Origin of the sequence: Pseudomonas citronellolis (assembly GCF_029335315.1) — a bacterium.
Lineage (GTDB): Bacteria > Pseudomonadota > Gammaproteobacteria > Pseudomonadales > Pseudomonadaceae > Pseudomonas > Pseudomonas citronellolis_A.
The window spans coordinates 1-15,947 of the sequence record NZ_JARJLT010000064.1 but is presented as its reverse complement, the minus strand read 5'-3'; the positions used below and the strand labels follow the sequence as shown (position 1 = coordinate 15,947).

The following is a 15,947-nucleotide window of genomic DNA, read 5'->3' as shown; positions in this document are numbered from 1 at the left end:
TGGGCTGAGAAATGGCCGGCGGTTACACATGGACATAGTTGCCAGCCAGAGGCTGTCATCTAGCTAGGCATAATGGCCAGTGCTCGTCTGCCAGAGATTTCCCCCATGCCGCGCCGACTTTTCCAGCGCTACATGCCCGACCCGGAGCTGATCAGGAACCACAAGTCCCTGCGTTTCCTCGGCCCGCTGCTGCACGCGCCGAACCTCTGGCACCTGAACCGCCGCTCGGTATCGCGCGCCATGGGCATGGGCCTGTTCGCCGCCTTCGTGCCCATGCCGCTGCAAATGCTGCTGGCCGCCGCCCTGGCCGTGTGGGCGCGGGCCAACCTGCCGATCTCGGTGGGCCTGGTCTGGCTGACCAACCCCATCACCATGCCGCCGGTGTTCTATTGCACCTACAAGATGGGCGCCTGGGTCATGGGCGTGCCGGCGCGCACGCTGCCGGAGAACCTCACCTGGGAGTGGATCAGCGGCGAGCTGGCGCTGCTCTGGCAGCCGTTCCTGCTCGGCTCGCTGATCTGCGGGGTGCTGGTCGGCCTGCTCGGCTACCTGGCCACCGACGCCTACTGGCGCTGGTGGATCGGCCGCAGCTGGCGCCGCCGCCAGGTCTTGCGCAACCTGCAGGGTGGGCTCTGATACCCGTAGGGCGCATAACGCCCCAAGCGTTATCCGCCGTCGGTGCCCACACCCGGGGCTTCGGCGGATAACCGCGAACGGTTATCCGCCCTACGGGAACATGCCACCTGGCATTTTGTTCGTCCGCAGGAGCACATAACGAAGAAGCCGCCCCTGGGGGCGGCTTCGTTCATTCGTAGCGCAGCGCTTCGGCCGGCTGGGTCTGGGCCGCTCGCCAGGCCGGGTAGAGCGTGGCGAGGAAGCTCATCAGCAGAGCCGCGCAGCACACCAGCACGACGTCGGTCACCTGCACGTCGGACGGCAGGTAGTTGATGAAGTAGACATCCGAGCTGAACACGTGGGTGCCCAGCGCCTTCTCCAGGGCCGTGACGATGGCGGTGACGTTGAACGCCGCCAGCACGCCCAGGGTGCCGCCGACCAGGGTGCCGATCACCCCGATCACCGTGCCCTGGACCATGAACACCGTCATGATCTGCCCCGGCGTGGCGCCCAGGGTGCGCAGGATGGCGATGTCGGTGCGCTTGTCGGCGACCACCATGATCAAAGTGGCGATGATGTTGAACGCCGCCACCGCGACGATCAGCAGCAACAGCAGGCCGATCATGGTCTTTTCCATCTTCATGGCGCCGAACAGGCTGCCCTGGGTGTGGGTCCAGTCCACCGAGCGGAAGCCCGGGCCCAGGTCGGCGGCGATGCGCTGGCCGACCTCGGGGGCCTGGAACAGGTCCTTCAGGGCGATGCGCACGCTCTGCACCTGGCCCGGCTGCCAGCGCAACAGGTGCGCCGCGTCGTCGACATGGACCAGCGCCAGGGTGCCGTCCAGCTCGGCGCCGACCTTGAACACCCCGACCACGTTCAGCCGCTGCATGCGTGGCGTGACGCCACCGGCGGCGGAAGTGGACTCGGGGACGATCAGCAGCAGGCTGTCGCCGACGTTGACGCGGAAGCGGCGCGCGGTGATCTCGCCGATCACCACCCCGGACTCGCCGGATTTCAGCGCCTCCAGGCTGCCCTGGACCATGTGCGAGCCGATGATCGAGACCTTGGGCTCCAGCTGCGGGTCGACGCCGTCCACCTCGATCGGTTGCATCATGCCCTTGAACGAGAGCATGCCGTCCAGCTCGGTGTAAGGCACCGCGCCGACCACCTCGCGCTGCTTCGACGCGCTGGCGGCCACCGCCTGCCAGTCGGCCAGCGGCTGGCCGTTGGCGTTCTGCAGCACCGCATGGGGCACCATGCCGAGGATGCGCGAGCGCATTTCCTTCTGGAAGCCGTTCATCACCGAGAGCACCACGATCATCGCCAGCACCCCGAGGGTCAGGCCGATCATCGAGGTCAGGGAGATGAAGGAGATGTAGTGGTTGCGCTTCTTGGCCCGGGTGTAGCGGGTGCCGATGAAGATCGATAAGGGTCTGAACATGGCGTCAGGCGGCGACCAGGCGGCCGTCCTCGAGGCTCAGCACGCGGTCCATCTGCTGCGCCAGGTTGCGATCGTGGGTCACCACCAGGAAGGCCGTCTGCAGCGACTGCGACAGTTCGAGCATCAGGTCCTGGATGGAGTGCGCGGTGTGCTGGTCGAGGTTGCCGGTGGGTTCGTCGAGCAGCACCAGCTGCGGGCGGTTGACCAGTGCGCGGGCGATGGCCACGCGTTGGCGCTCGCCGCCGGAGAGCTCGGCCGGCTTGTGCTGCAGGCGGTGCTTCAGGCCCACCCGCTCCAGCAGCGCGGCGGCGCGCTCGCGGGCCTCGGGGATCGGCGTGCGGCCGATCAGCAGCGGCATGCAGACGTTCTCCAGGGCGGTGAACTCCGGCAGCAGGTGGTGGAACTGGTAGACGAAGCCCAGCGCGCGGTTGCGCAGCAGGCCGCGCTGCTTCTCGTTGAGCGCCGACAACTCCTCGCCGGCCAGCCAGACGCTGCCCTTGCTGGGGATGTCGAGGCCGCCGAGCATATTCAGCAGGGTGCTCTTGCCGGAGCCGGAGCTGCCGACGATGGCCACGCGCTCGCCGGGGAACAGCTCCAGCTGCACGTCGACCAGCACTTCGACCGATTGCGGGCCCTCGTCGTAGCTCTTGCGCAGGTTGCGGCAGCTCAGGACGGACTTGTCACTCATAACGCAGGGCCTCCGCGGGCTGGGTGCGCGCGGCACGCCAGGCCGGATACAGGGTGGCGAAGAAACTCAGGATCAGCGCGGCGGCGCACACCAGGATCACGTCCTCGCGCATCAGCTGCGAGGGCAGGTAATCGATGAAGTAGACGTCCGAGCTGAGGAACTTGTGGCCGATCAGGCGCTCCAGCAAGGCGATGGCGTCGCTCACCTTGAGCGCCGCGAGCACCCCGAGCAGGCCGCCGATGAGGGTGCCGATCACCCCGATCACGCTGCCCTGGACCATGAAGATGGCCATGATCTGCCCCGGCGTGGCGCCGAGGGTGCGGAGGATGGCGATGTCCGACTTCTTGTCGGTGACCACCATCACCAGCGTGGAAATGATGTTGAAGGCCGCCACCGCGACGATCAGCAGCAACAGCAGGCCGATCATGGACTTCTCCATCTGGATCGCCTGGTACAGGTTGCCGTGGCTGCGCGTCCAGTCGCGGGCGTAGAAGTCGTTGCCCTTCAGGTCGTGGGCGATTTCCCAGGCGGTGCGCGGCGCCTGGAACAGGTCGTCGAGCTTCAGGCGCAGGCCTTGCACCTCGCCGTCCTTGTAGCGCTGCATGCGCGCGGCGTCCTCGACGTTGGCCAGGGCCACGTAGCCATCCAGCTCGCCGGCGCCGACATGGAAGATGCCGGCCACGGTGAAGCGCTTCATGCGCGGGAAGATGCCGGCGGGGGTCACCGAGACCTCGGGGGCGACGAAGGTGACCTTGTCGCCGACCTTCACCCCCAGGTTGGCCGCGGCCTTGTCGCCGATGATCAAGCCGAACTCGCCGGCCTTGAGGCTGGCCAGGCTGCCCTGCTGGAAGAACTGGGAGATGATCGAGACCTTGCCTTCCTCGGCCGGGTCCACCGCGTTGATCAGGACTTTCTGCACTACCCCATTGTTGCTCAGCAGGCCCTGCATCTGGATGAAGGGCGCCACTTCCAGCACGTTCGGGTGCTGCGCCTTGATCTGCCCGGCGAGGCCGCGCCAGTCGCCGATCGGCTGGTAGGACTCGACGGTGGCGTGCGGCACCATGCCCAGCACCCGGGTACGCATCTCGTGGTCGAAGCCGTTCATCACCGAGAGCACCACGATCATCACCATGACCCCGAGGGCCAGGCCGATCATGGAGGTCAGCGAGATGAAGGAAACGAAATGGCTGCGGCGCTTGGCGCGGGTGTAGCGCGTCCCGATATAGACGGAAAGTGGTCTGAACATGTGGGGCCGTTGTCAGGGGATTGGGGCGTCGGTGCGGCCGGCGTCCGTGGCCGCGGGCGGCGAATGCGCAGGCCTTGGTGGCGGGCTGCGACAGGCGGCTTTACACTCAGACCATCACTGCCGCCGTGGGTTCGCCATGTCCACTCCAGACGCGGATGACCGCCGCGAATACTACCGTATCGAAGACCGCCTCGCACTGGAATTTCGCCCTCTGCCGGAGGACGCGGAGCAGGCGGCGCAAGCGTTACAGGATGATTCGCCGCTGTTCAACCTGCTCGGTGACCTGCACCTGCTGGAGGTCGAGCAGCAGCACCTGCTGCGCCAGATCGGCGAGCGCGATCGCGCCGTCGCCGGCTACCTGAAGCTGCTCGACAAGCGCCTCGACCTGGTCGCCGGCGCCCTCGCCCAGGGCCTGCTGCAGGAGGTCGGCCCGGCGCAGCCGGTGATCCTCTCCGAGGGCGGCATCGCCTTCACCGCGCCCACCCACCTGGTGCCCGGCCAACTGCTGGCGCTGAAGCTGGTGCTGCTGCCGCAGGCGCTGGGCCTGAGCCTGCGCGCGCGGGTCACCCACTGCGAGTCGCGCGGGCTCGGCGAATTCGAGATCGGCACCCTGTTCGAGAACCTCGAGGAGCCGCAGCGCCAGCTGCTGGCCCGGCACATCCTGCAGAAACAGGCGGCCGAACGGCGCCAGGCCAAGGTCCGCGACGAGCCATGAAGGCGTTCACCCTGGCGCTATTCCTGCTGGCCGGACTGGCCCCCGCCCTGCCGGCCATGGCCGACAACCTGGAAATCCCCATCGGCGCCCAGGGCGAGCCCGGCGTCGCCCTACCCGCGCGCGGCGAGAGCCGCCGCGCGGTGCTGGAGCGCTTCGGCCTGCCGGACGTCGAGCACCCCAGCGTCGGCAACCCGCCGATCACCCGCTGGGACTACCGCGAATTCAGTGTCTATTTCGAATACGATCACGTGGTCGACGCGGTTCGCGCGCATCGCCCGCAGAACCCGATTTCCCCGCCTCCCAAGGAGCCTCAGTGACTCTCATCTACGGCCATCGCGGCGCCAAGGGCGAAGCCCCGGAAAACACCCTGAGCAGCTTCCAGCGCTGCCTCGAACACGGCGTCAAACGCTGCGAACTCGACCTGCACCTGTCCCGCGACGGCGAGTTGATGGTGATCCACGACCCGACCCTGAAACGCACTACCGGGCGACGCGGCAAGGTCTCCGAGCAACTGGCCGAGGACCTGGTCGGCTACGACGCGCGCCAGGGCGGCCCCGGCTGGGTGCGGCCATGCCCGATCCCGCGGCTGGCCGAGCTGTTCGAGCGCTGCGAGTTCGAGCATTGGCAACTGGAGGTCAAGAGCGCCTCGCGCGACCGCGCGGCGCGCACCGTGCAGGCCATCCACCAGCTGGTCGGGCGCTTCGGCCTGCGCGACCGCGTCACCGTGACCTCCAGCTCGCGCACCGTGCTGCGCGCGCTGCAGCAGCTGACGCCGGAACTCTCGCGGGGGCTGGTGGCGGAGTACGCCTGGCTCGACCCGCTGAAGGTAGCGGCGAGCTACGGCTGCGAGCTGCTGGCGCTGAACTGGATGCTGTGCACCCCGGAGCGGCTGCTCAAGGCGCAAAAGCAGGGGCTGCACGTGTCGGTGTGGACGGTCAACGAACCGGCGCTGATGCGCCGGCTCGCCGACTTCGGTGTGGATAGCCTGATTACAGACTTTCCCGGTTTGGCCACTGCCACGCTCGGGAATCGCTGAGCGGGTCGCCCCCGGCCGGCTCAGGCCGCCGGTCGGGGTATTTCAGAAAAGCCGGTTCAGGCCGTCGAACGCCGCTACGCGGTAGGCTTCGGCCATGGTCGGATAGTTGAAGGTGGTGTTGACGAAGTACTTCAGGGTGTTCTGCTCGCCCGGCTGGTTCATGATCGCCTGGCCGATGTGGACGATCTCCGAGGCCTGGTCGCCGAAGCAGTGCACGCCGAGGATTTCCAGGGTCTCGCGGTGGAACAGGATCTTCAGCATGCCCACCGGTTCGTTGGAGATCTGCGCGCGGGCCATGCCCTTGAAGAACGCCTTGCCCACCTCGTAGGGGATCTTCGCCGCGGTCAGCTCGCTTTCGTTGCGGCCGATGGAGCTGATCTCCGGGATGGTGTAGATGCCGGTCGGCACGTCGTTGACGAAGCGCCAGCCGTCATGCTCGACGATGTTCCCGGCGGCCGAGCGGCCCTGGTCGTAGGCGGCGCTGGCCAGGCTCGGCCAGCCGATGACGTCGCCGGCGGCGTAGACGTTGGACACCGAGGTGCGGTAGTTCTCGTCCACCTCGATCTGGCCACGGCTGTTGACCTTGATGCCGACGTTCTCCAGGCCCAGGCGGTCGGTGTTGCCGGTACGGCCGTTGCACCACAGCAGGGCGTCGGCCTTGATCTTCTTGCCCGACTTCAGGTGCAGGATCACCCCGTTGTCCAGGCCCTCGACACGCTCGTATTCCTCGTTGTGGCGCACCAGCACGTTGTTGTTGCGCAGGTGGTAGCTGAGGGCGTCGGAGATTTCGTCGTCGAGGAAGCTGAGCAACTGGTCGCGGGTGTCGATCAGGTCGACCATCACGCCCAGGCCGCTGAAGATCGACGCGTACTCGCAGCCGATGACCCCGGCTCCGTAGATGATCAGTCGGCGCGGGGTGTGGCTCAGCGAAAGGATGGTGTCGCTGTCGTAGACGCGCGGGTGGTTGAAGTTGATATCCGCCGGGCGGTACGGGCGCGAGCCGGTGGCGATGACGAACTGGTCGGCGACCAGGCGCTCCACGGCGCCGCTGGGGGTGACCACCTCGACGGTGCGCTCATCGACGAAGCTGGCGGTGCCGTTGAACATGTCGATGCGGTTGCGCGCGTAGTAGCCGGTGCGCGAGGACACCTGCTTGTTGATCACCTTCTCGGCGCTCTTGAGCACGTCGGGGAAGGAGAACCAGCGCGGCTCGCCGATCTGGCGGAACATCGGGTTGGTGTTGAACTCGATGATCTGCTTCACCGAGTGGCGCAGCGCCTTCGACGGGATGGTGCCCAGGTGCGTGCAGTTGCCGCCGACCACGCGACGGCTGTCCACCACCGCCAGCTTGCGTCCGTACTTGGAGGCGTTCATCGCCGCCCCCTCGCCCGCCGGACCCGTGCCGAGAATCACCACGTCGTAGTTGTAGACAGCCATGCGTACTCCTTCAGAACAGGCCGGGGCGCCCCTGTGGCGCACCCGGCGAAGTCCCGACGCGCCGGGCGTCGGGAACGATCGAATCGATGATGGCAGCTTAGCCGCGCGACAAATTGCTGCACATTAGCGCTTGGTCGCGTCGTAGGCGAATTTTGCCATCACTACATTTCATGCGGCTTTCACGGCCGCGCCGGGTCGGGGAAGAGCTCGCTGAAACGCGCCGAGGCGCGCGTGGCGAAGCCCTGCCCCTGGTGCACGACGAAATAGGCCGCCAGCCCGTGCTGCTCGGCGTAGCGCAGACCCTCGTCGGGGCCCAGCACCATGAGCAGGGTCGACAACCCGTCGGCGTGCAGCGTGGAGCGGTCGACCACGGTCACCGCCGCCAGCGTATGCCGCACCGGCGTACCGGTGCGCGCGTCGAAGGTGTGCGAATAGCGCTGCCCACCTTCCTCGAAATAGTTGCGGTAGTCGCCCGAAGTCGAGACCCCGTAGCCATCCACCTCCAGCGAACGCTCCACCGTGCGCTCGCGTTCGCCGCTGGGGACCTCCAGGGCCACCCGCCAGGGCGAGCCGTCGGCCTTGTGACCCACGGCCTTGAGCTCGCCGGTGATTTCCACCAGGTAGTCCTTCACGCCCAGCTCGGCCAGGCGCTGGCTGACCCGATCCACCGCGTAGCCGGCGACGATGCTGTCGAAGTCCAGCTGCGCGGCCACGTCCTTGCACACCAGGCTGCCGTCGATCCGCAGGTGGCGGTAGCCGACGCGCGCCTTCTCCCGCGCCAGCGCCGTGGCATCCGGCACCTGCTCGCCGCGCGACTGCGGGCCGAAGCCCCAGAGGTTCATCAGCGGCTCGACGCTGAGGTCGAAGGCGCCGGCGCTGGCCTCGGACAGTTCGTCGCCGTAGCGCAGCAGCTCGATCAGCTCGGTCGGCATGGCCTGGCAGGCGCCGGCCGGCAGGGCGTTGAAGCGCGAGACCTCGGAGTCGTCACGGTAGGTGGAGAACTGCCGGTCGAGCTCGCCGAGGATGTCCTCCACTTCCGCCTGCAGGCGCTGCGGCGCGGGGCTCTGCGCGGTGGGCAGGTATTGCACGGAGTAGCTGCTGCCCATGGTCGGGCCGCCGAAGCGCTCGATACGCTCGCCGCAACCGGCCAACGCCAACAGCCCCACGCACAGCCAGATGCCACGCAACACGCCACCTCCATTCCCCGCCCAGGCACGGGCGGCGGACATTCTACCGGAAACGGCGGCGCTTACTGTTGCCCAGGCGGTAAAGGTTCATTGCTCACGAAAGCGTCGTTGCTCATGAAAGCTTCGCCGCTCATTCAACCCCGCGCTCGCCGTCTACCGGCGCGCCGCCGCCCACGGCCTTGTACAGCGCCACCAGGTCCTGGCGCAGCTGGCCGTCGCTGTCGACCAGGTCGCGGCGCGCCTGCAGGTAATTGCGCTGGGCGTCCAGCTCGACGAGGAAATCGGTCATGCCGCCGGCATAGCGCGCCTTGGCCATGTCGTAGGCCTGCCCGGCGCTGTTCAGCCGCGCCTGTAGCTGGGCGTTGCGCTGGCGCTCGGCACCGTAGCCGCTGAGGGCGTCGTCGACCTCCTGCCAGGCCTTGAGCACGGTCTGCTGGAAGTTCACCGCGGCCTCCTGCTGCTCCAGCTTGCGCAGGGTCACCTGGGAGCGGCGCCGGCCATTGTCGAAGATCGGCACGCTCAGGCTCGGCCCCACCGCCCACTGGCGGCTGCCCCAGTCGCTGGTCTTGCCGCTTTCGAAGGAGGAATAGCCGAAGCTGGCGCCCAGGCGGATGCTCGGGTACAGCTCGGCCACCGCCACCCCGATGTCGGCCGTGGCCGCGTGCAGCTGGGCCTCGGCGGCGCGGATGTCCGGGCGCCGCCGCGCCACTTCCGAGGGCAGGCCGGGGCTCAGGTCGGGTAGCGCGGAGGGTTTGGCCGGCGGCGCCAGCAGTTGCGCCTGCAGCTCGCCCGGCTGGGCGCCGACCAGCACGCCGAGCTGGTTGATCGCCTGGCTTTGCGCGGCGCGCAACTGCGGCAGGCGCGAGCGCAGGTCTTCCAGTTGGCCGCGCTGGCGCACCAGGTCGAAGTCGTCCACCAGGCCGCCGTCGGCGCGGGCTTGCACCAGATCCAGGGATTCCTCGGTGGCGCGCAGGTCTTCCTCGGTCACTGCGATCTGCTGCTGCACCCGGCGCAGCTCGAAGTAGCCGCGCGAGACTTCGCTGGCGACCAGCAGCCGCGCCTGCTCCAGCAGCGCGCGCTGCTGCTCGACGCGGGCGTCGGCGGCCTCGATGGAACGGCGCACACGGCCCCAGAAGTCGATTTCCCAGGAAGCGTCGAAGCCGGCTTCGTAGAGGGTGAAGGGCTCGGCCAGGGTCTTCACCAGCTCGTCGCTGTTGCCCGGCGCCAGGCTGGAGATCATCCGCGCGCTGGCGCCGCGCTCGCTCTGGCGCTGGCGCTGGATGTCGGCGCTGCCGTCGACGTTGACCCCGCGCTGGGCGGCGACCATCTGCCGCTGCATGCGCGCCTGGGCGAAGCGCAGCGCGGCGCTCTGCAGGTCCGGGCTGGCCGCCGTGGCGCGGCGCTGCAGGTAGTTCAGCGTGGGGTCGGAGAACTGCGTCCACCACTGCGCCGGGATGGCCTGGCTGCCCTGCCCCGCCGCCAGCAGAGTGGGATCGCCGGCGTGGGCGGCGCCCCAGTCGGCCGGGGCCTTGGATTGCGGCGCCTGGTAGTCCGGCCCCACCGCGCAGGCGCCCAGCGCCAGCAGCAGCGGCAGGAGAAGGTAGGGAGTGGGCGACGGCTTCATGGTGGTCTCCGGTCAGGCGAGTCGGTTGCGGAACAGCCAGGCGGACAGCGGCAGGGTCACGACCGCCACCACCAGCATCGGCAACAGGTCATGGGACACCTCGGCCAGGCCCACGCCTTCCAGGTAGATGCGCTGGATCAGGTCGATGGCGAAGCGCAGCGGGTTGATCCAGGTGGCGATCTGCAGCGCCTCGGGCATGTTGCGCACCGGCGTGGCCAGGCCCGAGAGCAGCATCAGCGGCATGATCAGGACGAAGGTGTAGAGCATCGCCTGCTGCATGTTCAGAGACACCGCCGAGATCGACATGCCGAGGCCAACGCAGGACACCATGAACACCAGCAGCCCGCCGTAGAGGTCGAGCAGCGAGCCGGCCATGGGGATGCGGAACCAGTACAGCGCCATCAGCAGCACCAGCGACGCCTGCACCAGGCCGATGAGGATCGGCGGCAGGGCCTTGCCGAGCATGATTTCCAGCGGCGAATAGGGCGTGACCAGCAGCTGGTCGAAGGTCCCCTGCTCGCGCTCGCGGGCCACCGATAGCGCGGTCAGCAGCAGGGTCTGGAGCATGCTCAGGGAAGCGATCAGCGCCGGAATCAGCGGCCAGCGCGTCTCCAGGTTGGGGTTGTACCAGGCGCGGGTGACCACGTTGACCGGCGCCCGGGCCAGGCCGCGCTCGCGGTTGAAGTCGGCGATCACGCTGGCCAGCCCGGCCGCCGCGGCGCCGGCGGTGCTGGAGTTGCGCCCGTCGAGGATCACCTGCAGCGGCGCCGGCTCGCCGCGAGTCAGGCGGGTCTCGAAGTCGCTGGGAATCTGGATCACCAGCAGCGCCTTCTCGGCGTCGATCACGCTGGCGATGTCGCGCGGCGCACCGAGGGTCGCCACGCGGCGGAAGATGCCGGTGCCATCCAGGCGGTTGGCCAGGCGCTGCGAGGACTCGCTGTGGCTCTGGTCGAGCAGCGCGTAGGGCGCGTCGTTGAGGTCGAAGGTCACCGCGTAGCCGAACAGCAGGCTCTGCATCAGCACCGGCGCCAGCAGCACGATGCGGTTGGCCGGATCCTTGAGGATCACCAGCAGCTCCTTGCGCCAGAGGTTGGCCAGGCGGCGGAAGAATTCGGCGAAGGCGCCCATCTCAGTCGAGCCTCTTGCGCGTGGCCAGGCGCGCCAGGCCCAGCAGGACCGCGGCGTAGCCGGCGAGGATCAGGCAGTTGCGGATGATCAGCGGCCAGAAGTCGCCGGCCAGGAACAGCGACTTCACCAGTTCCATGAAGTAGGTCGCCGGCAGCAGGTTGCCGATCACCCGCACGGCGGTGGGCACGTTGCGCAGGTCGAAGATGAAGCCGGAGAGCATCATCGCCGGGAGGAAACTGGCGAGCAGGGAAATCTGGCTGGCGAGGAACTGGTTCTTGGTGACCGCCGAGATCAGCAGGCCGATGCCCAGGGCGACGAACAGGTACAGCATGGAGCTGACCAGCAGCGCCAGCAGCGAGCCGTAGATCGGCACGTGGAACAGGAAACGCGCCGCCAGCAGACACAGCGCCAGGCCCAGCAGGCCGACCAGGAAGCACGGGATGATCTTCGCCAGGAGGATTTCCACCGAGCGCACCGGGGTGACGAACAGCGCCTCCAGGGTGCCGCGCTCCCACTCGCGGGCCATCACCAGCGCGGTGAGGAAGGCGCCGACCAGGGTCATGATGAGGACGATCAGCCCCGGCACCAGGTACCAGGTGCTGGTGTTGGCGGCGTTGAACCACATGCGCTGCTCGATGCGCACGCCACCGGACTGCGCCCCGGCGTTGCGCGCCGCCTGCTTCTCGCCCCACAGCGCCAGGGCCTGGTTCAGGTAGTTGCTGACGCCCGAGGCACGGGTGGCGTCGGAACCCTGCACCAGCACCAGCACTTCGGCGTCGCCGTCCTGCAGGCGCCGGCTGAAGTCGCCGGGCAGGTACACCAGGGCGTCGACCTCTCGCGCGTCGAGCAGGCGCCGGCCGTCCTCGAAGGATTTCTGCGGCAACGGCTCCAGGTACTCCGAGCGGCTGATGCTGGCCAGCAGGTCGCGGGCCTGGGGCGCCGGGTCGTCCTGCACCACCGCCACCAGGCTGTGGCGCACGTCCAGCGACAGGCCATAACCGAAGATCAGGATCAGCGCGATGGGCAGGCCGATGCCGATCATCAGGTTGCTGCGGTCGCGCAGCAGCTGGCGCACCTCCTTGCGCGTCAGCGACAGCAGGCGCCGCCAGAACGAGCCGCTCATGCCAGGGCCTCCTGCGGGTGCTGGCGGGCCAGCTCGACGATCTCGATGAAGGCCTGCTCCATGTTCAGCGAACTGTCCTTGCCGCCGGCCTGCTCGCGCACCTGTTGCGGCGTGCCCATGGCGAGGATGCGCCCGGCGTCCTGGATAACGATGCGATCGCAGTACTCGGCTTCTTCCATGAAGTGGGTGGTGATGATGATGGTGGTGCCGCCGGCGGCCAGCGCCGTGATGCGCTGCCAGAAGCCGCGCCGCGCCAGGGGGTCGGCACCGCTGGTGGGTTCGTCGAGGAAGAGGATTTCCGGCTCGTGGAGCAGGCCCACGGCCATCGCCAGGCGCTGCTTGTAGCCGCCGGGCAGCTGGCCGCTGGGCTCGCCCTCGTGGCCGGCCAGGTCGAACTGCCGCGACACCTCGTCCATGCGCTGCCCGAGCCGCTTGCCGGACAAGCCATAGGCGCCGCCGAAGAAGCGCAGGTTCTCGCGCACCGAGAGGTTGCCGTACAGCGAGAACTTCTGCGACACGTAGCCGATCCGCCGGCGCGCCTGGGCGCGCGCGTGGCGCAGGTTGACCCCGGCCACCTGGAGGCTGCCGGAAGACGCCGGAAGCAATCCGCAGAGCATGCGGAAGGTGGTGGTCTTGCCGGCGCCGTTGGGCCCCAGCAGGCCGAATATCTCGCCACGGGCGACGCTGAAACTGGTGCGGTCCACCGCGGTGAAGTCGCCGAACTTGCGCACCAGGTCCTTCACCTCGATCACCGCATCGCCGTTGTTCGAGGCGCTGCCCGGCGCGGCGGCCTGGAGCGCCTCGGTGTCCACCGCCTCGGCGCCGCTCTTGGCCCGCAGCAGGACCATGAAGCCGTCTTCCAGGCGCGCGTCCACCTCGCGCACCGGCGCGCCTTCGAGCAATTCGCCCAGGCGCTTGTCGTCGGCGTCGCGCTGGCGGATGAAGCGCACCTCACCGCCCTGGGGCACCGCGTCGATGATGTTGTGCGTATCGTCCAGCAGCCGTGCCTGCAGCTTGCGCGCGGGTTCGCCGGCCGGCGGCACGGCGATGCGGCAGAGGCCGTCGGCGTGGCGGCGGATGTCCTCGGGCACGCCCTGGGCCAGCAACTGGCCCTGGTGCAACAGGTAGACCTCGGCGCAGCGCTCGGCTTCGTCCATGTAGGAGGTGGTCAGCAGCACGCTGAGGCTCTCCTCCTCCACCAGTTGCTGGACGATTTCCCATAGCTCGCGGCGCGACAGCGGGTCGACGCCCACGGTCGGCTCGTCGAGCAGCAGCAACTGCGGCGAGCGCACCAGGGTGCAGGCCAGGCCGAGCTTCTGCTTCATGCCCCCGGAGAGCTTGCCCGCCGGGCGCTCGGTGAAGCGCGCCAGGTCGGTCATCTCCAGCAGGCGGGCGAAGCGCTGGCGGCGCTGCTCGGCCTCCACGCCATGCAGGTCGGCGTAGAGGTCGAGGTTCTCCTGCACGCTCAGGTCCTCGTAGAGGCCGAAGCGCTGCGGCATGTAGCTGATCAGGTCCTGCACCCGCTGCGGCTGCGCCTTGACGTCGATGCCGAGCACGTCGAGCTCGCCGCCGTCGGCGCGCAACAGCCCGGCCACCAGGCGCAGGAAGGTGGTCTTGCCGGCGCCGTCGGGGCCGACCAGCGCGGTCAGCGCGCCCTTGCGCACCTGCAGGTCGAGGCCGTGCAGGGCCTGTACGGTCTGCCCGGATTCCTTGACCAGGAACTGCTTGGCGACGGCGCGGGCGTCTATCACCAGCTCCATCAATCGGTCTTCCCGTCGCCCACCTGGTCGGCCTTGGCGAAGCGCACCGTGGCCGGCATGCCCAGGCGCAGGCGGTTGTCCTTGTCCTCGACTATCACCCGCACCTCATACACCAGCGCGGTGCGCAGCTCCTCGGTCTGCACGGACTTGGGGGTGAACTCGGCGACGTCGGAGATGAAGCCGATGCGCCCCTGCACAGGCTGCCCCGGATGGCTGTCGGTGCTGACGCTGGCGCGCAGGCCGGGCCTGATGTGGCCGAGCTGGGTCTCGTTGACGTACACCCGCACCCACTTCGGATCGGTGATGGCCAGGGCGTAGACCGCCCGCTGCGGCGAGGCCATGTCGCCGGGTTCCAGCAGGCGCGAGCGCACCGTGGCGTCCTGCGGGGCGCGCAGCTGGGTTTCGTCGAGGTTGTGCTGGAGCAGCGCGAGCTGGGCGCGGGCGCTCTGCAGCTGGGCCTCGGCCTGGGCGATGTCCTCGGCGCGCGGGCCGATCTTCGCCAGGCGCAGGGCCTTCTGCGCGTCCTCCAGCTGGGCCTGGTTGACCTTCAGCTGGGCGGCGGCGTTGTCCAGGTCCTGCTGGCTGACCGCGCGACCGCCGGCGCTGTTGGCGCGCACGCCCTGCAGGCGGCGCAGCTGGATGCCGGCGAGCTCGACCTGGGCCTTGGCGCCGTCCACCTGGGCCTTGGCGCGGTCGATGTCCTCGGGGCGCGAGCCGTTGTGCAGGCGCAGCACGTTGGCCTGCTGGGCGGCGATCTGCGCCTTGGCCTGGTCGATCTGCAATTGCAGGGTGCGGCTGTCGAGGGTCGCCACGACCTGGCCGGCCTTGACCGCGTCGCCCTCCTCCACGCGCATCTCGGCGATGCGCTCGCTGCCGGTGAAGGCCAGCGACACCTGGCGGATATCGACGTTGCCGTAGAGCACCAGGTCGCCGCCCTGCTCGGCCTTCGAACGCTGGTACAACCAGGCGCCCAGGCCCGCCAGGGCGAGCAGCAACAGGACGACGACGAGCTTCTTGCGCATGATGACGACCCGCTATCCGGTGGCGATGAGGGGCAAGCATAGACAGCGCACAAGACAAATTCAAATTTGAATTTGATCTAGCTCGACTCTAGACTGCACTCACCTCCAGCCGCAGGCCGCCGTCATGCCGGAAACACCCCACAAGGGCCGCCACGAGCCGCCCAGAGCCACGCGCCAGGACGGCGAAGCCACGCGTCGCCGCATCCTCCAGGCAGCCGGCGAGCTGTTCGCCGAGCGCGGCTACGCCGACACCACCAGCAAGGCCATCTGCGAGCGCGCGCAGTGCAACATGGCGGCGGTGAACTACCACTTCGGCAGCCGCGAAGCGCTCTACCGCGAACTGCTGAAGACCCTGCACAAGCACCTGATCAGCCTCGACCAGCTCGAACAGCTGGCGCGCAGCGAACTGCCGGCGCGCGACAAGCTGGCCAGCCTGATTCGCGCCATCACCTTCAACGTCGCCAACGGCCAGGGCTGGCAGACCCGCCTGTGGGCCCGCGAGCTGCTGGCGCCGTCGCCATTCCTGGTCGAACTGATCGACCAGGAAGTGATGCCCAAGGTGAGCCTGGTACTGGCGCTGCTCGGCGAGATCACCGGCATCCCGCCGGGCGAACCGGCGCTGCTGCGCTGCCTGTTCAGCGTGATGGCGCCCTACCTGACCCTGCAGGTGATCAGCCGGGAAATCCCCACACCGCTCACCGACCTGTTCGAACAACCGGCGCAAGACCTGGCGCGGCACCTGCAACTGTTCGCCCTGGCCGGATTGCAGGCAGTGGCGCAGGACTTCCACGGCGAGCCGCTGTAGCGCGGGGTTTTCCTGACTACCGGGATGGCTGGCGGCCGAATCGCGGGCATGGCCCGCTTCTACGCCTGGAAGTCGAATGAGCCTGGAGGTCACCCCGTAGGAGCGCGCCGCGCGCGCGAT

15 protein-coding genes are annotated in these 15,947 nt (G+C 68.5%); 5 read left to right on the top strand and 10 right to left on the bottom strand.

Annotated features, from left to right (window positions below):
* Positions 1–105: 105 nt before the first annotated feature.
* On the top strand, positions 106–636 hold the full coding sequence (locus P3W75_RS05235) for a DUF2062 domain-containing protein (protein WP_276226299.1): 531 nt from the start codon (positions 106–108) through the stop codon (positions 634–636).
* A 169-nt stretch (positions 637–805) separates the two neighbouring features.
* On the opposite strand, the gene P3W75_RS05230 is transcribed toward P3W75_RS05235, so the two are convergent.
* Genes P3W75_RS05230 through P3W75_RS05220 form a run of 3 tightly spaced genes read right to left on the bottom strand, consistent with a single transcriptional unit; the run spans position 806 to position 3,990 of the window.
* Positions 806–2,056 (bottom strand): lipoprotein-releasing ABC transporter permease subunit, encoded by a 1,251-nt coding sequence (locus P3W75_RS05230; RefSeq protein WP_276226298.1) that lies wholly within the window; start codon positions 2,054–2,056, stop codon positions 806–808.
* Between the two features lie 4 nt (positions 2,057–2,060).
* Positions 2,061–2,744 carry a lipoprotein-releasing ABC transporter ATP-binding protein LolD gene (lolD, locus tag P3W75_RS05225; protein WP_276226297.1) on the bottom strand — a complete coding sequence of 228 codons (684 nt, stop codon included), beginning with the start codon at positions 2,742–2,744 and terminating at the stop codon, positions 2,061–2,063.
* Positions 2,737–3,990: a lipoprotein-releasing ABC transporter permease subunit gene (locus P3W75_RS05220; RefSeq protein ID WP_276226296.1), complete on the bottom strand. Its 1,254-nt coding sequence runs from the start codon at positions 3,988–3,990 to the stop codon at positions 2,737–2,739. The genes lolD and P3W75_RS05220 overlap by 8 nt, the downstream gene beginning before the upstream one ends.
* 136 nt (positions 3,991–4,126) lie before the next feature.
* Between P3W75_RS05220 and P3W75_RS05215 the strand changes: the two genes are divergently transcribed.
* Genes P3W75_RS05215 through P3W75_RS05205 form a run of 3 tightly spaced genes read left to right on the top strand, consistent with a single transcriptional unit; the run spans position 4,127 to position 5,741 of the window.
* Positions 4,127–4,705 carry a PilZ domain-containing protein gene (locus P3W75_RS05215; RefSeq protein ID WP_276226295.1) on the top strand — a complete coding sequence of 193 codons (579 nt, stop codon included), beginning with the start codon at positions 4,127–4,129 and terminating at the stop codon, positions 4,703–4,705.
* Positions 4,702–5,022 (top strand): phosphodiesterase, encoded by a 321-nt coding sequence (locus P3W75_RS05210; protein ID WP_430765341.1) that lies wholly within the window; start codon positions 4,702–4,704, stop codon positions 5,020–5,022. The genes P3W75_RS05215 and P3W75_RS05210 overlap by 4 nt, the downstream gene beginning before the upstream one ends.
* Positions 5,019–5,741, top strand: coding sequence for a glycerophosphodiester phosphodiesterase (locus P3W75_RS05205; RefSeq protein WP_276226294.1), 723 nt, complete (start codon positions 5,019–5,021; stop codon positions 5,739–5,741). The genes P3W75_RS05210 and P3W75_RS05205 overlap by 4 nt, the downstream gene beginning before the upstream one ends.
* Positions 5,742–5,783: 42 nt before the next feature.
* Here the strand turns inward: P3W75_RS05205 and sthA are convergent, their stop codons facing one another.
* The 7 genes from sthA to P3W75_RS05170 form a co-directional block, all read right to left on the bottom strand.
* Complete coding sequence (sthA, locus tag P3W75_RS05200; RefSeq protein WP_276226293.1) at positions 5,784–7,178, bottom strand: Si-specific NAD(P)(+) transhydrogenase; 1,395 nt, start codon at positions 7,176–7,178, stop codon at positions 5,784–5,786.
* Between the two features lie 179 nt (positions 7,179–7,357).
* Positions 7,358–8,365, bottom strand: a complete 1,008-nt coding sequence (locus P3W75_RS05195; protein ID WP_276226343.1) for an FAD:protein FMN transferase — start codon at positions 8,363–8,365, stop codon at positions 7,358–7,360.
* 130 nt (positions 8,366–8,495) lie between these two features.
* Positions 8,496–9,989 carry an efflux transporter outer membrane subunit gene (locus P3W75_RS05190; protein ID WP_276226292.1) on the bottom strand — a complete coding sequence of 498 codons (1,494 nt, stop codon included), beginning with the start codon at positions 9,987–9,989 and terminating at the stop codon, positions 8,496–8,498.
* Between the two features lie 12 nt (positions 9,990–10,001).
* Positions 10,002–11,117 (bottom strand): ABC transporter permease, encoded by a 1,116-nt coding sequence (locus tag P3W75_RS05185; protein ID WP_276226291.1) that lies wholly within the window; start codon positions 11,115–11,117, stop codon positions 10,002–10,004.
* Position 11,118: 1 nt separating this feature from the next.
* Positions 11,119–12,240, bottom strand: a complete 1,122-nt coding sequence (locus P3W75_RS05180; protein WP_276226290.1) for an ABC transporter permease — start codon at positions 12,238–12,240, stop codon at positions 11,119–11,121.
* Positions 12,237–14,000 carry an ATP-binding cassette domain-containing protein gene (locus P3W75_RS05175; protein WP_276226289.1) on the bottom strand — a complete coding sequence of 588 codons (1,764 nt, stop codon included), beginning with the start codon at positions 13,998–14,000 and terminating at the stop codon, positions 12,237–12,239. The genes P3W75_RS05180 and P3W75_RS05175 overlap by 4 nt, the downstream gene beginning before the upstream one ends.
* Positions 14,000–15,022 (bottom strand): efflux RND transporter periplasmic adaptor subunit, encoded by a 1,023-nt coding sequence (locus tag P3W75_RS05170; protein ID WP_276226288.1) that lies wholly within the window; start codon positions 15,020–15,022, stop codon positions 14,000–14,002. Before P3W75_RS05170 ends, P3W75_RS05175 begins: the two co-directional genes overlap by 1 nt.
* Positions 15,023–15,146: 124 nt before the next feature.
* Here P3W75_RS05170 and P3W75_RS05165 point away from each other — a divergent pair, with 124 nt between their 5' ends.
* The gene (locus P3W75_RS05165; protein ID WP_276226287.1) at positions 15,147–15,827 is read left to right on the top strand and encodes a TetR/AcrR family transcriptional regulator; all 681 of its coding nucleotides are present in this window, start codon (positions 15,147–15,149) and stop codon (positions 15,825–15,827) included.
* Positions 15,828–15,947: the final 120 nt, after the last annotated feature.

Excerpts from the sequence above, each read along its gene's own strand:
- P3W75_RS05180 (WP_276226290.1), bottom strand. The coding sequence starts at position 12,240 with ATGAGCGGCTCGTTCTGGCGGCGCCTGCTGTCGCTGACGCGCAAGGAG.
- lolD (WP_276226297.1), bottom strand. The coding sequence starts at position 2,744 with ATGAGTGACAAGTCCGTCCTGAGCTGCCGCAACCTGCGCAAGAGCTAC.
- P3W75_RS05235 (WP_276226299.1), top strand. The coding sequence starts at position 106 with ATGCCGCGCCGACTTTTCCAGCGCTACATGCCCGACCCGGAGCTGATC.
- P3W75_RS05190 (WP_276226292.1), bottom strand. The coding sequence starts at position 9,989 with ATGAAGCCGTCGCCCACTCCCTACCTTCTCCTGCCGCTGCTGCTGGCG.
- sthA (WP_276226293.1), bottom strand. The coding sequence starts at position 7,178 with ATGGCTGTCTACAACTACGACGTGGTGATTCTCGGCACGGGTCCGGCG.
- P3W75_RS05175 (WP_276226289.1), bottom strand. The coding sequence starts at position 14,000 with ATGGAGCTGGTGATAGACGCCCGCGCCGTCGCCAAGCAGTTCCTGGTC.
- P3W75_RS05210 (WP_430765341.1), top strand. The coding sequence starts at position 4,702 with ATGAAGGCGTTCACCCTGGCGCTATTCCTGCTGGCCGGACTGGCCCCC.
- P3W75_RS05185 (WP_276226291.1), bottom strand. The coding sequence starts at position 11,117 with ATGGGCGCCTTCGCCGAATTCTTCCGCCGCCTGGCCAACCTCTGGCGC.
- P3W75_RS05220 (WP_276226296.1), bottom strand. The coding sequence starts at position 3,990 with ATGTTCAGACCACTTTCCGTCTATATCGGGACGCGCTACACCCGCGCC.
- P3W75_RS05170 (WP_276226288.1), bottom strand. The coding sequence starts at position 15,022 with ATGCGCAAGAAGCTCGTCGTCGTCCTGTTGCTGCTCGCCCTGGCGGGC.
- P3W75_RS05165 (WP_276226287.1), top strand. The coding sequence starts at position 15,147 with ATGCCGGAAACACCCCACAAGGGCCGCCACGAGCCGCCCAGAGCCACG.
- P3W75_RS05215 (WP_276226295.1), top strand. The coding sequence starts at position 4,127 with ATGTCCACTCCAGACGCGGATGACCGCCGCGAATACTACCGTATCGAA.
- P3W75_RS05230 (WP_276226298.1), bottom strand. The coding sequence starts at position 2,056 with ATGTTCAGACCCTTATCGATCTTCATCGGCACCCGCTACACCCGGGCC.